Consider the following 18,875-nt stretch of genomic DNA (forward strand, 5'->3'; position numbering starts at 1 on the left):
GCCTACCCCATCGCTCAAGCTCAAACGTTGGAACTAGGGCGCGCGATCGCCGTGCTGGCGGCAGAAGTCGCGGCCGGCGCGGGCGTCGTCGGAGTAGGGATTTTCGCGGAATGCCTGGTTGAACAGCGGGCAGGCGCCGGCGAGATCATCGCTACGCGCGCGCGCCCAGCCTTCGATGGTCAGCGCACGCTCGTCCGAGTTCCCCCTTCGTCCCGCCGCTCGTGCCACGTCGATCGCCAGCGGATATTCCTTGTTGATCAGAAACCATCCCGCCAGTGACAGCAGGTTGGTGTACGACACCTTGGAACCGCGCTCGAGCCGCTGCACAAGTCGATCGCGCTCTCGAAAGCGACCTTTCGCGTGATCGACCATGATGAGGCCGGAGGTCGCCGTAATCAGCGGCTTGATCTTGCGCGAGCGGCGGAACTCTTCCTCGGCCTGGTCGAGTTGGTACTGCGCCAGCAACGCACCACCATAGTTGGCATGCGCCCGCGCATTTCTCGGAGCTGCCGCGGCCGTTACCTTCCACAACGTGAGATCGTCGCGCCAGTCGCGGTTGCGGACCACCGTGCGCGCACCATACACGAGCACGAGCAGCACGCCGGCCCACTCGACGTGCCGGCGCGTCATGCCGAGGTGATGACCGATCCGACTGAGCAACAGCACGGTCAGACCCGCAAACCCGAACAGCGGCAGATACAGATAGTGCTCGGCGAAGAAGTCGTGGTGAGGGATCACGTGCGAACTCGGCAATAGCGTCGCGGCGATCCACCACAGCAGGAATACCGCCAGCGGTGCCCGCCTTCGCAACCAGCATGACAACGCAAACACCGCCAGCAGCACCAGCACCGCGGCCCACGCGAGCGGGGATTGGATCGTGGCAACCACCGGCACGGCTGCCGCGGAGTAGTCCGCTAACAATCGCACCGGGCAGATCAACAACACCGCGGCGTGTACCCACAGCAAGGCCACGTTCAAGAAATTGGTAACGATCGTGCCACCCCACCACTGCTGCTCAGTCGGAAACCCGAAGATGGCGAAGTAACTCCCCACCGCCACTCCCACGACAGCCATGGCGCTGTACAGCAGCCATTGCGCCCGCGCCGCCGCAACCGCCGTCGACCACAACGATCGCCCCGACGCCGCAAGCGTACCCGCCGCGCGGTCCGACGGCGCCAGCGTCACATCGTACGCCACCACGAGCAACGGAAACGCCGCCGCGACTTCTTTGCTCAGCGCGGCGAACACGACCGCGATCACCGCCAGCGCCAGGTACCCCCACCGCCGCTCGCTGCGCCATCGGAGGTACAGACTGAACCCCAGCAGCGTCAGCAGCCCGCAGAGGACGTCGCGCCGGCCCGAGATGTACGCCACCGACTCCGTTTGCACGGGATGCACGGCAAACAGTGCCGCCGCCAGCAGCGCCGTCGCGGGATTGAAGCCGAGCTGCTGATACGTCACCAACGCCACGCTGGCGGTGATGGCGTGGTACACCAGGTTGCCGAACCGGTACGACGCCGGCCGATGTCCGCCAATCATGCGGTCCAACACGTAGGACGCGATGCGAAACGGCCGGTACTCGATCGCTCGGCGCTCGACCGCCGTCGCCACCGCCGGATTCACTTCCGGGTTGAAGTCAACCAGGGTGTGATCGTCGAAAACAAAGCCGTTGGGTAAGCTGTTGGCATACACCAACAGCACCAGTGCACCGATGAGCAAGAACGAACCGTAGGAACGACTCCACTTGCGCGCCACGGGAGCGGGAGCTGATTGTGCAACACGGCGGGCGGCACGAGAGCGCTGGCGAGACATTGGACTGTGTCGATCAATTCCGCGCGTCTCTTACCAGCCCGAGTCACGGCGGACCAGTGTCATGCCCCGGGAAGACATCTACAGCGATCCGAATGGGAGAGCGAGCTTTCCGGCGAGCCGTTCGGCTGGCGCAGTGCGGCTCGGCGGAAGCCTCGCCCTCCCAGCGGTGCGTCAGCCGAGTTGTCAACTCGATCGCGAGCCACGACACGAGTCGCCACACATCAGCACCGCGCATCAACATGTGCTATCGACGGTGCGGAGCGATTGGATGGAACGGGAATCGACGAATTTTGCCACGCGCGCGCGACCGCTGCGGCTGACGCTGGTGGGGCCGACGCCGCCACTCCGCGGCGGCATCGCGCACTACACCACGGCCTTGGTGCGCGCGTTGCGACCGCACCACCAGGTACAAGTCGTCGGGTTGCGCCGGCAGTATCCCAAGTGGTTCTTTCCCGGCACCACCGAAGTGGATCGCAGCGCGGTGCCGCTCGCCATGGACGCCGACGTAGTCGTTGATCCATTGCTCCCAACTTCGTGGCCGGCGGCGGCGCGCGCGATCGCCGCACATCAACCCGATGCGATCGTCATGGCCTGGTGGCAACCGGCGCTCGGTGCCGTGCTCGCGTCGTTTGTCCGCTACGCACAACGTCGGTGCTCGACCCGCGTCATCTTCCTCTGTCACAACGTTGGGGCTCACGATGCCACGCCGTTGGATCGGTGGCTCACGCGCTACGGGTTGCGCACCTGCGACGCCGTGATCGCCCACTCCGACTCCGACGCGCGGCAGGTCGCGCGCGTACACCCACGTGCGCGGGTCGTGCGCACGACGCACCCCGCCTACGATCTGCCCGAGTTCGGCGCCGCGCTCGACTCCGCCAGCGCGCGCGCACAGCTCGGCCTCGCCGGTGACGTGCTGCTCTTCTTCGGCTTGATCCGCCGCTACAAAGGCCTCACCGACGTGATCGCGGCGCTGCCGCGTATCCGCCAGCACCGCGATTGCACACTGCTGGTCGCGGGGGAGTTTTACGAACCGCGCGCGCACTACGACGCGCAGATTGAGGCGTTGGGCCTCAGCGAACACGTGCGGCTGTGCGATGCGTATGTGCCGAACGAGCAGGTCGGCGTGTACTTCTCGGCGGCCGACATGATACTGGCTCCGTATCGGCGAGCGACCCAGAGTTCGGTGGTCGCCGTGGCGCAGCAGTTTCAGCGGCCGGTGATCGTGTCGCGCGTGGGCGGCTTGCGCGACATGATTGAAGAAGGCGTAACCGGTCTCAGCGTGCCGCCCACCGATCCCGATGCGCTGGCCACCGCGGTGCTGCGGATTTATGACGAGGGGCTCGACACCTGGCGCGCCCGCGTGCAACAGGCACGCGTGACCACGTGGGCGGAGGAGAGGGATGCCATTGAACGACTTGCAGCGCCCTGAGACCGCCGCCGACCGCGCGTCGCCGACGCGCCTCATCGATCTCTCGATCGTCGTCCCGGCGCACAACGAAGCCGCGACGCTCCGGCAGTTGTGGCAAGAGACCGCCGACGCGTTAGCCGGCGGCTCGCTCGACTGGGAGCTGCTGGTGGTCGACGACGGCAGCCGCGACGGCACCGCGACGATTCTCGACGAGCTGCATCGGGCACATCCACGCTTCGGTGCCGTGTGCCTGCGCCGACAATGTGGCAAGTCGGCCGGCCTGGCGCTCGGGTTTCACCTCGCCCGCGGCCAACTCGTGATCATGATGGACGGCGATCTGCAGGACGATCCGCGCGAGATTCCGCGCTTGGTCGCCGCGCTCGGCGAGTCGGATGTCGTCAACGGCTGGAAGGTCGCGCGGCGCGATCCGCTCGCGCGGCGACTCGCTTCGCGCGTATTCAACTTCGCCGCGCGCCGGTTGTTCGGTCTCAAACTGCACGACCTCAACTGCGGCCTGAAGGGATTCCGGCGCGAAGTGCTCGCCGAGCTGCCGTTGCACGGCGAGCTCCATCGCTTCCTGCCGTTGCTAGCGATGTGGCGCGGCTTCACGGTGACGGAGCTGGCGGTGAATCATCGCCCACGCCCCGTCGGGCGCTCGCGCTACGGACCGATGCGGCCGTTCTTCGGTCTAATGGATCTCGCCACCGTGCTATTTCTCACCCGCTTCAGTCGCCGGCCGGCGCACCTGTTCGGTCTCGCTGGCGTTGGCCTGCTGGTCCCCGGTGTGCTGATCGCCGCGTACATCGCCAAGCTGTGGCTGCAATACGGCAACATTCAGCGCCACCATCCGCTGTTGATCGGCGCGGTGTTGTTGATTGTCGTCGGTGTGCAGCTACTCACCGCCGGCATCTTCGGCGAGCTGCTGGCCACGCTCGCCGCGCCAGCAGATCGTGATTACCCCGTACGATTTCAGCTACCACCGCGATCGTGAGTCGTGTCGGTAAGCTTCACCGGCGCCCATCGGCGGTTGCCGCTACCTTTTGTGGGGCCAGAACCCCGCGGAGATATTGCCCGGTGTAGGAGCCGCTGACGCGTGCGATCTCCTCGGGCGTGCCGGTGGCGAGGATTTGCCCGCCCCCATCACCGCCCTCGGGGCCGAGGTCGATGACGTAGTCGGCGGTCTTTATCACGTCGAGGTTGTGCTCGATGATGACGACGGTGTTGCCGGCATCGGCGAGACGATCGAGCACGCCGAGCAAGCGGCGGATATCATCGAAGTGCAGACCCGTGGTCGGCTCGTCGAGGATGTAGAGCGTCTTGCCGGTGGCGCGGCGGCTGAGTTCTTTGGCGAGTTTGATGCGCTGCGCTTCGCCGCCGGAGAGCGTGGTCGCCGACTGGCCGAGGTGAATGTAGTCGAGCCCAACGTCGTGCAGCGTCTCCAACTTGTTACGGATCGGCGGAATGGTCGCCAGAAATTCGAGCGCGGCGGCGACTGTGAGGTCGAGCACGTCAGCAATGTTCTTACCCTTGTAGGCGACTTCCAACGTCTCGCGATTGTAGCGCTTGCCGCCGCACACTTCGCAGGTGACGAACACGTCCGGCAGGAAGTGCATCTCGATGGTGATCAGGCCGTCACCGGCGCACGCTTCACAGCGGCCGCCCTTGACGTTGAACGAGAAGCGCCCCGGCCCATAACCGCGCGCCCGCGCTTCGGGCAACTGCGCGAACAAATCGCGGATGTGGGCGAACAAGCCGGTATAGGTCGCGGGATTCGAGCGCGGCGTGCGGCCGATTGGCGCTTGATCAATGTCGATCACCTTGTCGAGCAGTTGCCAGCCTTTGATCTCGCCGTGCGCGCCGGGGCGATCTTTGCTGCCGTAGAAGCGTTGCGCCAGCGCTTTGTAGAGCGTGTCGATGACGAGGGAGCTCTTGCCCGAGCCCGACACGCCGGTCACGCAGGTCATGGTGCCGAGTGGAATGTCGATGGTGAGATTGCGCAAGTTGTTCTGTGTCGCGCCCTTCACGGTGAGCGTCCACCCCGTGCCCTTGCGCCGTTGCACCGGCACGGCAATCTCGCGCACGCCGGAGAGATACTGCCCGGTGAGCGAGGCCGGATCGCGGATGATGTCGGCGGGCGTGCCTTGGGAGACGATCTCGCCGCCGTGGACGCCGGCACCCGGACCCATGTCGATGACGTGATCGGCTTCGAGGATAGTGTCGCGGTCGTGTTCGACGACCAACACGGTGTTGCCGAGATCGCGCAGGCGCTTGAGCGTTGCGAGTAAGCGTGCGTTATCGCGCTGGTGCAATCCAATCGACGGCTCGTCGAGGATGTAGAGCACGCCCATCAAGCTGGAACCGATCTGCGTCGCCAGACGAATGCGTTGGCCCTCGCCGCCCGAGAGCGTCGCCGCGGTGCGATCGAGGCTGAGGTAGTCGAGCCCGACGTTGGTCATGAAGCCCAGGCGCTCGACGACCTCTTTCAGAATGCGGCGGGCGATCTCACCCTCTTGGCGCGTCAACGGGAGGTGCGAGAAGAACGCGTGCGCTTCCTTCACCGACATGGCGGCGATGTCCGTGATGGTCTTGTCGTGCACGCGCACCGACAGCGCACTGCGTTGCAAGCGGGCACCGCCGCAGGTGGCGCATGGGCGCGCGTTCATGAAGGCATCGAGTTCGCCGCGAATGTATTCCGACTCGGTTTCCTTGTAGTGGCGATCGAGCCAGGCGATGACGCCTTCGAACGGCCGTTTGAACTCGTAGCGGCGACTGCCTTTTTCGTAAACGAAAGTCAGTTCCTCGTCGCCACTGCCGTCGAAGATCACCTTCTTGACCGTCGGCGACAGCTTCTTGAACGGCGTGTTGACGTCGAACTTGTAGCGACGCGACAGCGCTTGCAGGACTTCTTCGACCGACTTGTAGCGCCCGCTGGCGCTCTTGCGCTCCCACGGCTTGATCGCGCCGGCGGCGAGCGAGAGCGCTTCATTGGGCACGACCAGCTCGGGATCGAAGTAGATGCTAGTGCCAAGCCCGCTGCACGTCTGGCAGGCGCCGTGCGGATTGTTGAACGAGAACATCCGCGGCGTCAGCTCGGGATACGAGATGCCACAATCGACGCAGGCGAACTTCTGGCTGTAGAGCGTCTCGCGGGCGATCTTCTCGCCGTCGCCGAGCACTTCGACTTTCACCACCTCATCGCCGTAACGGAAGGCGACCGCCAGCGAGTCGGCCAGGCGCTTGGCGAGGCCGTCGCGAATCACCAACCGATCAACCAGCACTTCGATGGTGTGCTTCACAGTCTTGGCGAGCGCGATGTCCTCGGCCAGCTCGCGCAGCTTGCCGTCGATGCGCGCGCGCACAAAGCCAGCTTTGCGCAGATCGAGCAGTTCCTTACGGTACTCGCCCTTGCGGCCGCGGGCGATCGGCGCCAGCACGTGCAATCGCGTCTGCGCCGGCAGCGCCATGATTTGATCGACGATCTGCTGGATCGTTTGCGCCGCGATCGGCTTGCCGCAGTTGTAGCAGTAGGGCTTGCCGATGCGCGCAAACAGCAACCGCAGGTAGTCGTAGATCTCAGTGACCGTGCCGACCGTCGAGCGCGGATTCTTGCTGGTGGTCTTCTGCTCGATCGAGATCGCCGGCGACAGCCCTTCGATCGAGTCGACGTCGGGCTTCTCCATCTGTTCGAGAAACTGGCGCGCATAGGCCGACAGCGACTCGACGTAGCGCCGCTGCCCTTCGGCGTAGATAGTGTCGAACGCCAGCGACGACTTACCCGAGCCCGACAATCCGGTGATCACCACGAGCTTGTCGCGCGGAATCTCGACCGTGAGGTCCCTGAGATTATGCTCCCGCGCCCCAGTGATGACGATGCGATCACTCATACGAACAGGCGGCGAAGATGCCGTGGTGATGCGCTGAAGTCAACCCTCCTCGATCTTGCGACCGGCGCCTCCGCTGTGCCACACTCTGCTCGATGCGATCGCTGCCAAACGCGCTCAAGCTCGACTACGACGACTACTGCCGATTCCCCAACGACGGGAAGCGGTACGAGCTGATCGATGGAGCTTTGCACGTGAGCCCGTCACCGGTGACCATCCACCAGAAGATCTCCGCACGGCTGATGGTGCGCCTCTACGCCCATGTTGAAGCGGCACAGCTCGGCACCGTCCTCGCAGCACCCATGGACGTGATCTTGTCGCGCCACGACATCGTGCAGCCGGATCTGCTGTTCATCTCGAACGAGCGGGCCGACATCATTACCGAGAAGAACATCCAGGGCGCGCCCGATCTGTTGGTCGAGATCTTGTCGCAAGATCGCGAGCACGATCTGGTCACCAAGCGTCGACTCTATGCGCGCTATGGCGTGACCGAGTACTGGATCATCGATCCCACGCACGTCGGGATCCAAACGTTTCGGCGTCCCGGCCGCGCCCGCTTCTTCCGGCCGCCGGTCACCATCCGCCGCATGCTGACTACCGCGCTCCTGCCGGGCTTCGCGCTCGATGTGCGCGATCTGTGGCGGTAGAGCGCCGGCGATCAGCCGTTCAATACGTCCACCACCGCGCGCGCCAGCGCCACCGAGTCGTGGCGAATGACGGTCTTGCGGGTGCCCTGCTCGACGATCTCGACTTCGCTAATCGCGTCTATCTCGTGCACCCGTGTGGATGGATCGAAGCAATCGCGGTCTGGATCGTGGAGCACTTGGACGGTCTTGTTGTTGATGGTGCGCAGCTCTTCGGCCAGCCAGTAGAGTTTCTGGGCATGTTCGCCGATGTGCGTAATCAATGAGTCGCTGCCGATCTCGCGCTGGCGCGAGGCGCGAATGGCTTCTTCCAACGACTCTTTGACGATCTCGTATTCACGCACCAACCGTTCAGTCGCGTATTGCGTCAGGTACGCCGCGTCGATGCGACGGCAATTGGCGATCACAACGTCGGGGACAAAGCCGCCATGACGACGAATGGCGGCCACGTGATCGCTCACGCAGTAGTCGTCGGTCTCGCCCGGCTCGGTCATGATGTTGCACACATAGATGCGGCGTGCGCGCGCGTGCGCGATCGCATCGCCGACCCCGGCGGCGAGCAGGTTGGGGACGACGCTGGTGTAGAGACTGCCTGGGCCCAACACGATGGCGTCGGCCTCGGCGATCGCTGCCAGCGTCTCGGGCATCGCCGCGGGGGTGAATGGATCGCTCGCGGCTTCGTTGCCGTTGCGGCGTGTGAGGAATACCGACGCGATCGGGAGCATGTTGCTCCGGCGTGCGATCTGCGACTCGCCACGCACGATCGACCCATCGGCGAGGCGCGCGCACAGCACGGTCGCCTCCAACGTTGGGAAAAGAATGTTGCCGCGAATCGACAACACACGACTAATGTCGAGGATCGCCCGGCGCAGATTCCCGCCGTGCAGTTGCGCCAAGGCAACAATCAGCAAATTGCCGGCGCTGTGCCCCGCCAGCTCCGCATCGGCCTTGGCGTCGAAGCGGTGATTGAAGAACCGTTTCATTACCGGCTCGGCGGTCTCGTCGGCGAGCGCGAGCAAACAGTTGCGCAGATCACCCGGCGGCAGCGTGTCGTACTCGCGCATCAAGCGGCCGGAACTGCCGCCGTCGTCCGACACCGACACGATCACCGTCAAGGCGTCGAGGTCGATCGTCTCCCAACCGGGCAATTGCTGGCGCACATACTCGCGAAAGCCACGCAGCACGACCGGCAGGCCGGTGCCGCCGCCGATGCAGACGATGCGATGCGCGGTCGAAGCCAACGGGATTTCCAGTTCTACTTGAGCTGAAACAGCGCACGGAGCGCGTCGCCGTGCTGACCCAACGCGGAGACGCCTTCTTCGAGGCAGGCGCGAATGCCTGGGGCGACCAAGAAGCGCCCATCCTTGCCGTAGCGCGCGGCGCGCTGGTCGACCCACGCTTCGAGCGCCGCGCCATGAACGCCGCGATCGAGTTGAGCGACCAGCTCGCCGACCAAATGCTCGGCGAAGTCGACGCGGTTTTCGACCGACACCAGCTGCGACAACGCGAGCGCGTAGCGCGGCACGCGCAGGTTCAGCGTGGCGAGCAGAAGCTCCGCCATCTGCAGCGTGGCCTCGGCGGCGAGTTCGGCCACCTGGTGCTTAGCCGTAGCGTCTCCACTGGCCTCGACGTAGATCTTCAACTTCGGCTCGGTTCCCGACGGACGGGCGGTGATCTTCAACCCGCGCTCGAAGTAGACGGCCACGACGTTGCGCGACGCGCGGTCGGTACTCGACTTGATCGGCCCATGTACGCGCTCATCCCAGTAGTCGATGGTACGTTCGACCGCGTAGCCGGCCAGACGCCGCGGCGGTTGCTTCCGTAGCGCGGCCATCATGTCTTCGATGCGCTGCAGCCCGATCACGCCTTCCATGATCAACGAATACGCGCCGTGCATGAAGTAGCCGTAGCGGCCATGGATGCGATCGAGATCGTCGACCAACGTCTTGCCCTCGCGCTTGAGTTGCGCGATGCGTTCGGCCAGCAGCAACGCACCGCCGGCCGCGTCCTTGTCACGCAGCGCCGGCGTGACCAGCACGCCGTTGCTCTCTTCGGCAGCGAACAGAAAATCATCGATCGTCGCCACGAGGTCGCCGAAGCGGCCGGTGCGGGCGATCTGCTCCATGACGTCGCCGACATATTTGAACCCGACGAGCAAGTCGCCGATCACCGCGACTCCGTGAGCGCGAGCGATCGCCGTCATCAGCTCGGTGGTCACGCCGGTCTTGACGATGAAGGGATGCGGCGGCAAGGTCCCGGCCGCCGCGCGCGACTCGATGATGTACGCCGCGAGCAGAGCGCCAATTTCGTTGCCCGTCAGAAAACGATCGCCGTCGGATGTCGGCACCACCACCCCGAGGCGGTCCGCATCCGGATCACTGGCAAACGCCGCGTCCGCACCGGCCTGGTGCGTCGCGGCGATCGCCGCCTCGAAGGCTTCCGGCACCTCCGGATTCGGCACACGATACTTCACGTGGGGGAATTCGCCGTCGTATTCCGCCTGGCTCGGCACCAGCGCGACACGGATGCCGGCCTTCACCAGCACGTCGTGCACGGTGCGCCGACCGGTGCCGTTGAGCGGCGTGTACATGATGAACGCACCGCGGGCGCTGCGGTCGAGCGACCGCTGCAGACTGGCATCGAGATACGCCTCATGGTCGGCGGCGGTCCACCACGTGACCAACCCCGCACGGACCGCGTCGTCGAACGGCATGATGCGCACCGCCTGCACCGCCGCGACGGCTTCGGCCATCTCTTCGTCGTGCGGTGCCACCGGCTGGCCGCCGTAGTCGGTGTAGAACTTCGCGCCGTTGTCGTCGGGATGATTGTGCGAGGCGGAAACGTTGAGCCCGCCCGCGGCTCCGAGATGGCGGATGGCGAACGACAGCTCGGGCGTCGCCAGCAGCAGATCATCACCGGTCACGGTACACACCGCGATGCCGTTGGCGGCATAGACGCCAGCGGCGAGCCGCGCGAAATCGCGCGAACGCATCCCGAGCAGCGGGTTGGGTAGCCCCAGTTCGTAATGACCGCGCAGATCTTTGAAGATGCGGCAATCGAACGCGACGACGACGCGCAGCGGTCCCGCGCCGAGATGAGTGCGCAGGTAGTCGACGTGTCCCTGAATCGACGTGGTGATGGTGTACGCATTGATGCGATTGACGCCGACGCCGACCGGCCCACGACGACCGCCGGTGCCGAACGGAATCACGCGATAGAATGAATCGAGCAAGAAGTCCCACCGCCCGCGCGCGATCAGGCGCTCCAATTGCGGACGATACGGCGCATACTCCGCCTGCTCCAGCCACGTGCGCAGATTGGCGAACGCCATAGCCCGTACGGCATCCGGCACCGCCAAGGTCGCAAAACCCTTTTCGACCGCACTCAACATCGCAGCTCCTTCGACCACTGCGATCAACTCGCCGCCCGCAGCCGTTCGGCGCGGGCGGCACCGCGAGCCATGCGACTCGCCAACTCGATGGCCGCGATCATACTCGACGGGTCAGCCTTGCCTGTGCCCGCAATATCGAACGCGGTGCCGTGATCGGGCGAGGTGCGGACGAAGGGTAAGCCCAAGGTCACGTTCACGCCGTCCTTGAAGTGCAGCAGCTTGAACGGTGCGAGCCCTTGATCGTGGTACATGCACACAACGCCATCGTAGGTCCCACCGGCGGCGTGTGCGAACACACTGTCGGCCGGCAACGGCCCGAGCGCGATGACGCCGCGGCGGCGGGCGGCGCGCACGGCCGGCGCGATCACCGCACCATCCTCACGCCCGAAGAGACCCGACTCGCCCGCGTGCGGGTTGAGACCGCAGACCGCAATCCGCGGACGCGCAATGCCAAAACGTTCGCGCAACGCCTGATGCGTCATCGCGATCGTGTCGCCGATGAGTTGCCGCGTGAGCAGCCCCGGTACTCGCCGCAACGCGACGTGGGTGGTGACCAACACCACGCGCAGCCGCAGCCCGGCCATCATCATGCGCACCTGGGCCGCGCCGCTCAGCTCCGCCAGCAATTCGGTGTGGCCGGCGAAGTGCGCGTGACCCGCGGCGACGATGTTGGCTTTGTTGATCGGCGCGGTGACCAGAGCCGCCGCCTCGCCGCGCTGCACGGCGCGCACGGCGGCGATGATCGCTTGGTACGCCGCCTCGCCGCCGGCGGTGGTCGGCCGACCCGGCACGCGTTCGCGGGCGCTCAAGGCGGCGCCAACTTCCACGAGCGGGAAATCTTCCGCATCGAGTCGCAGTCGCCGCGCCGTGTCGCGCACCACCGCGAGGTCACCGAAAAGCAGTGGCGTAATCCGGCGACGCAGCGCCGGCGCAGTCAGCGCCTTAAGCGCCACCTCCGCGCCAATGCCGGCCGGATCGCCCAAGCTGATGGCAATCGTGGGGCGGGTCGACCGCACGCTCACTCGTTGATCTCCACCGCGTGGCGTTTGCGCAATTCCTCGCTGAGCCACTTCTCGTAGCGCGCTTCGAGCGCCGCGTTGTAGAGCTGCTCTTTGATGCCGGGTCCCAACTCTTCGAGCGACTTGTGCGAGGCCCCTTCGCGTGCCTCCAGCTTGAGGATGTGGATGCCAATGTCGCTGCGCACCGGTTTGCTGACCTGACCCGGTTTCAATTCGGCCGCACCCTTCTCGATCGGTTCGAGCATCTCGCCGCGCTGCATCCAGCCAAGATCACCGCCGTCCTTGGCGGCCGGATCTTCCGAGTGCTGCTTGGCGAGTTCCGCGAAATCGGCGCCCTTCTTGAGCTGCTGGTATAGCTCATCGGCACGGGCTTGCGCCGCCGCGACTTCCGCGCCGTCCGCCCCGGCAGGCAGGCGAATCACGATGTGACTGAGATGCATCCGCTCCGCCGTCTCGTACTCCGAGAGGTGCGCCTGGTAATAGCGCTCGACCTCCTCGGGTGGGACGTTGACTTTGCCGCGGATCTCGCGATTGATGAGCTGCGCTTTCTGAATCTCCTCGCGCACCTGCTTGCGATACGCATCAAGCGTCAGCCCCTGCTGCGTGAGGGCTTGTTGCAGTTGTTCGTCGGTGAGCTTGTTCCGCTCCTTGATGCTGGCGATGTACTGGTCGACGTCTTCGTCCCGAACGATGATGCCCTTCTCGCTGATTTCCTTTTGCAGCAACTTGTCGGTGATCATCGCATCCAGCATCGTCTTCTCGTCCACGGCGGGTCGCCCGCGGCTGGCGCGGTCGGCGAACTGGGTGAACTCGTAGAGCGTGACCGGCTCACCGTCGATGGTGGCGACGATTCGGTTGACGATGGCGGCTCCGCCGAGAGCGGGCAGGAATAGACCGACACTCGCGACCGCGAGAACCGTAACCGGCCATGTTCGCCACTTTTGCCTTCTGTGTTTTGCTTCTTGCATCGTTTGCCTTTGCTACGCGGCTATCATGTCGCTTGCAGGGACTGCAACAGCGACTGCGTTTCCGCAATCAGACCGTCCCAGTCGCGGTCGGCAGCCTCGAAGCTGAGTTGGAAATCCTGCGACAGGCGGATGCGCCCTTTGCTCTGCTGCGCGAGCGCAATGAGGCGATCGACTTCGACAGGCGCCTCGTGGTGGAACTGTAAGGTGACCCGCCCGTTGCGCAGCATCACGCGCACGACCATGTGCTGCTTGAGGAAGCGACGCAGCTCCATGATTTTCACCAACGTATCGACGAGAGGCGGAATCGGTCCAAAGCGGTCGATCATCTCGGCCGTGATTTCGTCGAGGTCTTGCGAAGTGCGGATGCCGGCGAGGCGACGGTAGAACACCAGGCGCTGGTTCTCATCGGCAATATAGCTACCCGGAATGTACGCCGGCACGCCGAGCTGGATCTCGGGCTCGACCTCGTGTTGCACGCGTTCACCGCGCAAGTCGTGGATCGCATCAGCAAGCATGCGCTCATACAACTCGAAGCCGACGGCGCTGACCTGACCCGACTGTTGCTTGCCGAGCAAGTTGCCGGCGCCGCGAATCTCGAGATCGTGCGCGGCGAGGCGAAAGCCGCCGCCGAGATCATCCAACTCCTGCAGCACGCGCAGTCGCTTCTGGGCATCCTTTGAAATCAGTTCCTCGCCGGGAATCAGCAAGTAGGCATACGCGCGCTCATGCGATCGGCCGACGCGGCCGCGCAACTGGTAGAGTTGAGCCAGCCCCATGTGATCGGCGCGATTGATCAAGATGGTGTTGGCATTCGGCACATCGAGGCCGGACTCGATGATGGTCGAGCACACTAGCACGTCGACCTTCTTGTCGAAGAAACCCGCCATGACTTTTTCGAGCTCGTGCTCGTGCATCTGGCCGTGGCCGACGGCGAACGTAGCCTCTGGCACCACCTCGCGAAGGCGGCGCGCCATCATCTCGATGGTTTCGACGCGATTGTGGACGAAGAACACTTGTCCGCTGCGATGGATTTCGCGCAGGATCGCTTCGCGGATGATGCCTTCATCGTAGCGCGTGACATACGTGCGGATCGCCAGCCGATCGACGGGTGGAGTTTCGATCACGCTCAGATCGCGGATGCCCATCAGCGACATCTGCAGCGTGCGTGGAATCGGCGTGGCAGTGAGCGTGAGCACCGGCACCGTCTTGCGCAACTGCTTGATCCGTTCCTTGTGCGCAACGCCGAAGCGATGCTCCTCGTCGATGATCAGCAAGCCGAGCTGTTTGAAGACGATGTCCTTTTGCAGCAAGCGGTGGGTGCCGATGACGATGTCGACGGTGCCGGCGTGCACGCCCTTGATCACCTCCTGCACTTCGCCGCGCGTCAGAAAGCGCGACAGCATGGCGACGCGGACGGGATGCCCCTCGAAGCGCCGCCGGAAAGAGTTGAGATGCTGTTGCGCCAGCACCGTGGTGGGGACCAGCACGGCGACTTGTTGGCCGTCCATCACCGCGACGAACGCCGCGCGCATGGCCACTTCGGTCTTGCCATAGCCCACGTCGCCGCAGATGAGGCGATCCATCGGTTTGTGGCGCTGGAGATCGGCGACCACTTCGTCGATCGCCCGCTGCTGATCGGGCGTCTCCTCGAATGGGAACGCCGCTTCGAACTCGCGGAAGTAGTCGTCGGGCGCCGGAAACTGATGGGCGTCAAGCACCTCGCGCGCGGCGTAGATGCCGAGCAGCTCTTTGGCCATCGCCAGCACCGACTCGCGCGCCTTCTTCTTGCTCCGCTCCCAACTTTCGCCGCCGAGTTTGTCGAGCGTGGGCGCGGCCCCCTCGGCGCCGACGTACTTCTGCACCAGATTGATGCGATCAGCCGGCAGATAAAGGCGGTCGCCGCCGGCGTACTCAAGATGGAGAAAATCGCCGTCGACCTCGGCGACGGTGAGATGCTTGAGCCCGCGATAGACGCCGACGCCGAAGTCGATGTGGACCACGAAGTCGTCAGGCTTCAATTCGTTGAGGTTGCGGATGAGCTGGCCAACGTCGACCGGTCGGCTGCGGCGTCGCCGCCGCGCCTCGCCGAAGAGATCGGTCTCGGTGATGACCACCAGCCGCTCCTCAGGCAGGCGGAAGCCTTCACTGAGCTGACCGACCAGCAAGCGCAGCGCGCCACGCGCGGCGCCATCGAGCGCTTGGGTGAATGTTTGCCCATCAGTAAGTTGTACGCGGGCGACGCCCAGCTCGTGAGTATCGAACAGCCGCGCGATGCGCGCGGCCTGGCTGTCGCTGCTGGCGACGAGCACGACCTGCGCGCCATCGGCTGACCAGCGACGCACAGTATCGGCAACCGGTGCGAAGGAAACTTCGCGACGGTTGCGCACGCGCTCCGCCTTCAGATCGCCGGTGGTGTACGAATGGACTTCGAGGTGTGTACCGTCGGCGACACCGCTCATCAGATCGAGCGACTCGATCTCGACCAGCGGCCACGCCGCAACCGCCGCGCGCCATTCTGCAGGCGTAGCGTACAGCCGCGCCGGCGGCGGCAGAAATCGGTGCTCTGCCATCCGCTCAGTGCTGCGCCGCTCCACCCCGCTCCATGCATTGGCTAGCGCAGCGTCCACTTCGCCGGCCTGGTCCACCCAGACGAGCGTGTCCGCCGGCAAGTACGAAGTCAGCAAGTCCAACGCGGGATAGAAGTACGGCAAGAAGAATTCGACTCCGGGGAACGTGATCCCGCTCGCCAGTCCACTTAGGATCTGGTCGCGTTCGACGCGCGCCACTTCCAACTCGAGCAAGCGCTCGGTAATCGCGCGCACAGCGTCTTTGTTCTGCGAGCCGCGGGCGTCGAACTCGCGCACCGGCAAGATCAGCAGTTCCTGCTGCGACGCGAGGGAGCGCTGGCTGACGGCGTCGAACTCGCGAATCGTCGCAATGGTGTCGCCAAGCAATTCGATGCGCAGCGGATTGGCGTGCGCGGGCGGAAAGATATCGAGGATGCCGCCGCGTACGCTGAAGTCGCCGCGGTCTTCTACCAACGGCACGCGCCGGTAACCCCAGTCATCGAGCCGGCGGGCGAGGTCGTCGAGATCGACGGCGTCGCCTTCGACGAGGTAACTCAAACGCTGCGCAAACTGCTCGCGCGGCGGCACGCGCTGCAACACCGCTTCGGCGGTCGTCAGCACAATCGGGTTGCGCGTCTGCTGGAGGTGATAGAGACCCTCCACGCGCGCGGCGATGGCTTCGGGGGGCGGTGACAGATCTTCGAACGGTGGTACGTCCCACGCTGGCAGATAGTGAATGCGCCGTTCGAACGGCGGCCGATCCGCGTGTTCGCCAAAGAAGAAGCGCAGGTCGTCGGTGAAACTCTCGGCCTGTTTCGCGTCGGCCAGCACAATCAGCGCGGGCCGCGGGAATTCACTGAGGTAGCGAAAGACGAAGAACGCGCGCGCGCCACCTTTGAGTCCTTGCACGCGCGTAAGGCGCCGCCCATCCCCGCTCACGTGCGCGGCGAGGTGCCGCACCGCGGCGGCGCACGGATTGAGATGCGCAGCGCGCGACGCACCCGTCGGACGCGGTTCGGCTGCGGCGGACTCGTGGGGCGGTTCGGTGGTCTGCTCACTCATCGGCGCGATTGGTTGATTGAAGAAAGGGAGATCCAAGCCGGATCTCCCTACCTCACTTACAACGCGCGCGAGCTTAGCAGCCGCCACGAACCCGGACAACGCGACCGGTGGTTGCGCGCCGCGAACGACACTTTGGACCTTGGACTCGCTTCCGTGTATCGTCCGCCCGTGCGCCGCGATATCGCTCGACTGTTCGCCTCCAGCATTGCCGCCAAGCGTGCGTTCCTGCGCCACAGTGCTCAGCCACTGGCCGATGCGGTGACGCTGATTGCGAACGCGCTGCGTGGCGGCCACAAGCTGCTCCTGTTCGGCAACGGGGGCAGCGCCGCTGACGCGCAGCACATCGCGGCCGAGTTCGTCAATCGCTTCAAGATCGAGCGGCCGCCGCTGGCAGCGATCGCGCTAACTACCGATACCTCCGCCCTGACCAGCATCGCCAACGACTACGGCTACGCCGAGGTGTTCGCGAAACAAGTGCAGGCGCTAGGGCAGCCGGGTGACGTCGCGCTCGCGATCTCGACGAGCGGGAATGCGCGCAGCGTCCTGCGCGCGGTCGAGGCGTGTCGCGCGCGTGGGGTGCGCACCATCGCGCTGACCGGCGGCAGCGGCGGCAAGCTGGCGCCGCGCGCCGATCTGGTGCTCTGCGTCGCCAGCACCACCGAGACCGCGCGCATTCAGGAAACGCATATTTTGATCGGCCACGTGATCTGCGAGTTGGTCGATCAGATCCTGTACGGCGCGCGGACCGCCCGCAAATCATGAAGCCCAGAGCGCTCGATCTTCGCCGCGTCAAGACCTACCCGCTCACCACGCGCGCGAGCAAAGTCGCGCTACAAGCGCTCGCGACCCCGCCTCGCCGCGGCATGCGCGTCGCGCAATTTCTCGCCGGCCTACCTGACATTCTCGCTGCCGCCGATCTGCGCCGCGCGGCGATCACGCTCGCGGCGCGTCATCACGCCGGCAAGCGCATCGCCCTGGGCATGGGCGCGCATCCGATCAAAGTGGGGTTGAGTCCGCTCATCATTGACTTGATGCAACGCGGAGTGCTGAGCGCGGTCGCGATGAACGGTGCCGCGATCATCCATGACTTCGAGCTGGCGTATGCCGGCGCGACATCCGAAGACGTCGCGGCGCATCTCGCCGACGGCCGCTTCGGTATGGCGGAGGAGACCGGCCGCTTTCTCAACGATGCGATCAAGTCAGCGCGGGCCGATGAAGGCCTCGGCGCCGCGGTCGGCCGCCGCATCGTGCAGGCGCGCCTGCCGCATCGGCGCTTCAGCATCTTGGCGGCTGGACATCGGCTGGGAATTCCGGTGACGGTACACGTGGCAATCGGCACCGACATCACTCACATGCACCCGTCCGCCGATGGCGGGGCGATCGGTGCCGGCAGCCTGCGCGACTTTCATCTCCTCGCCGGCGTCGTCGCGCGCATGAACGGCGGCGCCTTCATCAACCTCGGCTCAGCCGTGATCATTCCGGAAGTGTTTCTCAAGGCCCTCAATCTCGCGCGCAACGTTGGCCGCCGCGTCGGTAAGCTGCTCACCATCGACATGGACTTCATCCGCCACTACCGGCCACAGATGAACGTGGTGACGCGGCCGACGGCTGGCGGTGGTACCGGCTATCATTTCACCGGCCACCACGAGATCATGTTCCCGCTGTTGTGCGCCGCGCTGCTGGAAGAATTGAAGTAGGCGAGGCGCTACGGCTTGCCCGATGCAGCCTTGGTGCAGGTGTCGCGGCACGTACGAGCGGTGGTCAGACACGTGCGCCCGTCGCTCTGCTGCTTGTGGCTACAGGCACCGGCACAGTCGTGCGCAGCGGCCATCCCGGGACAGGTCGCGACCGTGGCGTCGGCTGGGCAGTCGGTCAACTTCGCGCGGGCATCGCGACACGGCTTGATGCACTCGTGGCGATGCACCTGCGCCTGGCGCTGGCAGGTCGAGAGGTCCTTGCGACACTGGAGCATGCACTGATCCGCGGCATTGGCCACGCCGCAGCCGGTCAGTACCATCACCGCGGCCAGCACCCAATTTGGAACGATCCGCATCTTTGCCCTCCCAAGCGACAGCACGGACTGTAGCAACAAGAATCGCCCGATGTAAATCGACCCCGCGCCG

At 65.1% G+C, this 18,875-nt stretch carries 13 protein-coding genes; 5 read left to right on the top strand and 8 right to left on the bottom strand.

Translation table 11 applies throughout. The features are described from left to right. Window positions 1-33: 33 nt before the first annotated feature. Window positions 34-1,755 carry a glycosyltransferase family 39 protein gene (locus HYR72_05940; protein ID MBI1814498.1) on the bottom strand — a complete coding sequence of 574 codons (1,722 nt, stop codon included), beginning with the start codon at window positions 1,753-1,755 and terminating at the stop codon, window positions 34-36. A gap of 325 nt (window positions 1,756-2,080) precedes the next feature. On the opposite strand from HYR72_05940, the gene HYR72_05945 reads away from it, so the two are divergent. Both HYR72_05945 and HYR72_05950 read left to right on the top strand, forming a co-directional pair. Continuing rightward, the gene (locus HYR72_05945) at window positions 2,081-3,241 is read left to right on the top strand and encodes a glycosyltransferase (GenBank protein MBI1814499.1); all 1,161 of its coding nucleotides are present in this window, start codon (window positions 2,081-2,083) and stop codon (window positions 3,239-3,241) included. Further along, complete coding sequence (locus tag HYR72_05950) at window positions 3,213-4,211, top strand: glycosyltransferase family 2 protein (GenBank protein ID MBI1814500.1); 999 nt, start codon at window positions 3,213-3,215, stop codon at window positions 4,209-4,211. Before HYR72_05945 ends, HYR72_05950 begins: the two co-directional genes overlap by 29 nt. Window positions 4,212-4,227: 16 nt before the next feature. On the opposite strand, the gene uvrA is transcribed toward HYR72_05950, so the two are convergent. Next, window positions 4,228-7,104, bottom strand: coding sequence for an excinuclease ABC subunit UvrA (uvrA, locus tag HYR72_05955; GenBank protein ID MBI1814501.1), 2,877 nt, complete (start codon window positions 7,102-7,104; stop codon window positions 4,228-4,230). A 92-nt stretch (window positions 7,105-7,196) separates the two neighbouring features. On the opposite strand from uvrA, the gene HYR72_05960 reads away from it, so the two are divergent. Continuing rightward, complete coding sequence (locus tag HYR72_05960; protein MBI1814502.1) at window positions 7,197-7,748, top strand: Uma2 family endonuclease; 552 nt, start codon at window positions 7,197-7,199, stop codon at window positions 7,746-7,748. A gap of 11 nt (window positions 7,749-7,759) precedes the next feature. On the opposite strand, the gene HYR72_05965 is transcribed toward HYR72_05960, so the two are convergent. The 5 genes from HYR72_05965 to mfd are packed head-to-tail and all read right to left on the bottom strand — an operon-like array spanning window position 7,760 to window position 16,752. Then, window positions 7,760-8,986, bottom strand: a complete 1,227-nt coding sequence (locus tag HYR72_05965) for a YvcK family protein (protein MBI1814503.1) — start codon at window positions 8,984-8,986, stop codon at window positions 7,760-7,762. A gap of 14 nt (window positions 8,987-9,000) precedes the next feature. Next, a complete protein-coding gene (locus HYR72_05970; protein MBI1814504.1) occupies window positions 9,001-11,136 on the bottom strand; it encodes a phospho-sugar mutase in 2,136 nt (711 codons plus the stop codon). Between the two features lie 23 nt (window positions 11,137-11,159). Next, window positions 11,160-12,152 (bottom strand): 4-hydroxythreonine-4-phosphate dehydrogenase PdxA, encoded by a 993-nt coding sequence (gene pdxA / locus HYR72_05975; GenBank protein MBI1814505.1) that lies wholly within the window; start codon window positions 12,150-12,152, stop codon window positions 11,160-11,162. 2 nt (window positions 12,153-12,154) lie between these two features. Beyond that, window positions 12,155-13,123, bottom strand: coding sequence for a peptidylprolyl isomerase (locus HYR72_05980; GenBank protein ID MBI1814506.1), 969 nt, complete (start codon window positions 13,121-13,123; stop codon window positions 12,155-12,157). Between the two features lie 23 nt (window positions 13,124-13,146). Next, on the bottom strand, window positions 13,147-16,752 hold the full coding sequence (gene mfd, locus HYR72_05985) for a transcription-repair coupling factor (protein ID MBI1814507.1): 3,606 nt from the start codon (window positions 16,750-16,752) through the stop codon (window positions 13,147-13,149). Here mfd and HYR72_05990 point away from each other — a divergent pair. Together HYR72_05990 and HYR72_05995 are read left to right on the top strand one after the other, a co-directional pair. Next, on the top strand, window positions 16,672-17,514 hold the full coding sequence (locus HYR72_05990; protein ID MBI1814508.1) for a D-sedoheptulose 7-phosphate isomerase: 843 nt from the start codon (window positions 16,672-16,674) through the stop codon (window positions 17,512-17,514). The genes mfd and HYR72_05990 overlap by 81 nt on opposite strands. Beyond that, window positions 17,511-18,449 (top strand): hypothetical protein, encoded by a 939-nt coding sequence (locus HYR72_05995; protein MBI1814509.1) that lies wholly within the window; start codon window positions 17,511-17,513, stop codon window positions 18,447-18,449. The genes HYR72_05990 and HYR72_05995 overlap by 4 nt, the downstream gene beginning before the upstream one ends. Before the next feature lie 8 nt (window positions 18,450-18,457). On the opposite strand, the gene HYR72_06000 is transcribed toward HYR72_05995, so the two are convergent. Beyond that, window positions 18,458-18,805: a hypothetical protein gene (locus tag HYR72_06000; GenBank protein ID MBI1814510.1), complete on the bottom strand. Its 348-nt coding sequence runs from the start codon at window positions 18,803-18,805 to the stop codon at window positions 18,458-18,460. Between the last annotated feature and the right edge of the window lie 70 nt (window positions 18,806-18,875).

It is taken from the genome of Deltaproteobacteria bacterium (assembly GCA_016178705.1).
In the GTDB taxonomy this organism is placed as follows: domain Bacteria; phylum Desulfobacterota; class Binatia; order HRBIN30; family JACQVA1; genus JACOST01.

Bases quoted from the DNA above. Each gene is read 5' to 3' on its own strand.
- uvrA (MBI1814501.1), bottom strand. From the start codon at position 7,104: ATGAGTGATCGCATCGTCATCACTGGGGCGCGGGAGCATAATCTCAGG.
- HYR72_05960 (MBI1814502.1), top strand. From the start codon at position 7,197: ATGCGATCGCTGCCAAACGCGCTCAAGCTCGACTACGACGACTACTGC.
- mfd (MBI1814507.1), bottom strand. From the start codon at position 16,752: ATGAGTGAGCAGACCACCGAACCGCCCCACGAGTCCGCCGCAGCCGAA.
- HYR72_05945 (MBI1814499.1), top strand. From the start codon at position 2,081: ATGGAACGGGAATCGACGAATTTTGCCACGCGCGCGCGACCGCTGCGG.
- HYR72_05990 (MBI1814508.1), top strand. From the start codon at position 16,672: ATGCGCAGCGCGCGACGCACCCGTCGGACGCGGTTCGGCTGCGGCGGA.
- HYR72_06000 (MBI1814510.1), bottom strand. From the start codon at position 18,805: ATGCGGATCGTTCCAAATTGGGTGCTGGCCGCGGTGATGGTACTGACC.
- HYR72_05995 (MBI1814509.1), top strand. From the start codon at position 17,511: ATGAAGCCCAGAGCGCTCGATCTTCGCCGCGTCAAGACCTACCCGCTC.
- HYR72_05970 (MBI1814504.1), bottom strand. From the start codon at position 11,136: ATGTTGAGTGCGGTCGAAAAGGGTTTTGCGACCTTGGCGGTGCCGGAT.
- HYR72_05950 (MBI1814500.1), top strand. From the start codon at position 3,213: ATGCCATTGAACGACTTGCAGCGCCCTGAGACCGCCGCCGACCGCGCG.
- HYR72_05980 (MBI1814506.1), bottom strand. From the start codon at position 13,123: ATGCAAGAAGCAAAACACAGAAGGCAAAAGTGGCGAACATGGCCGGTT.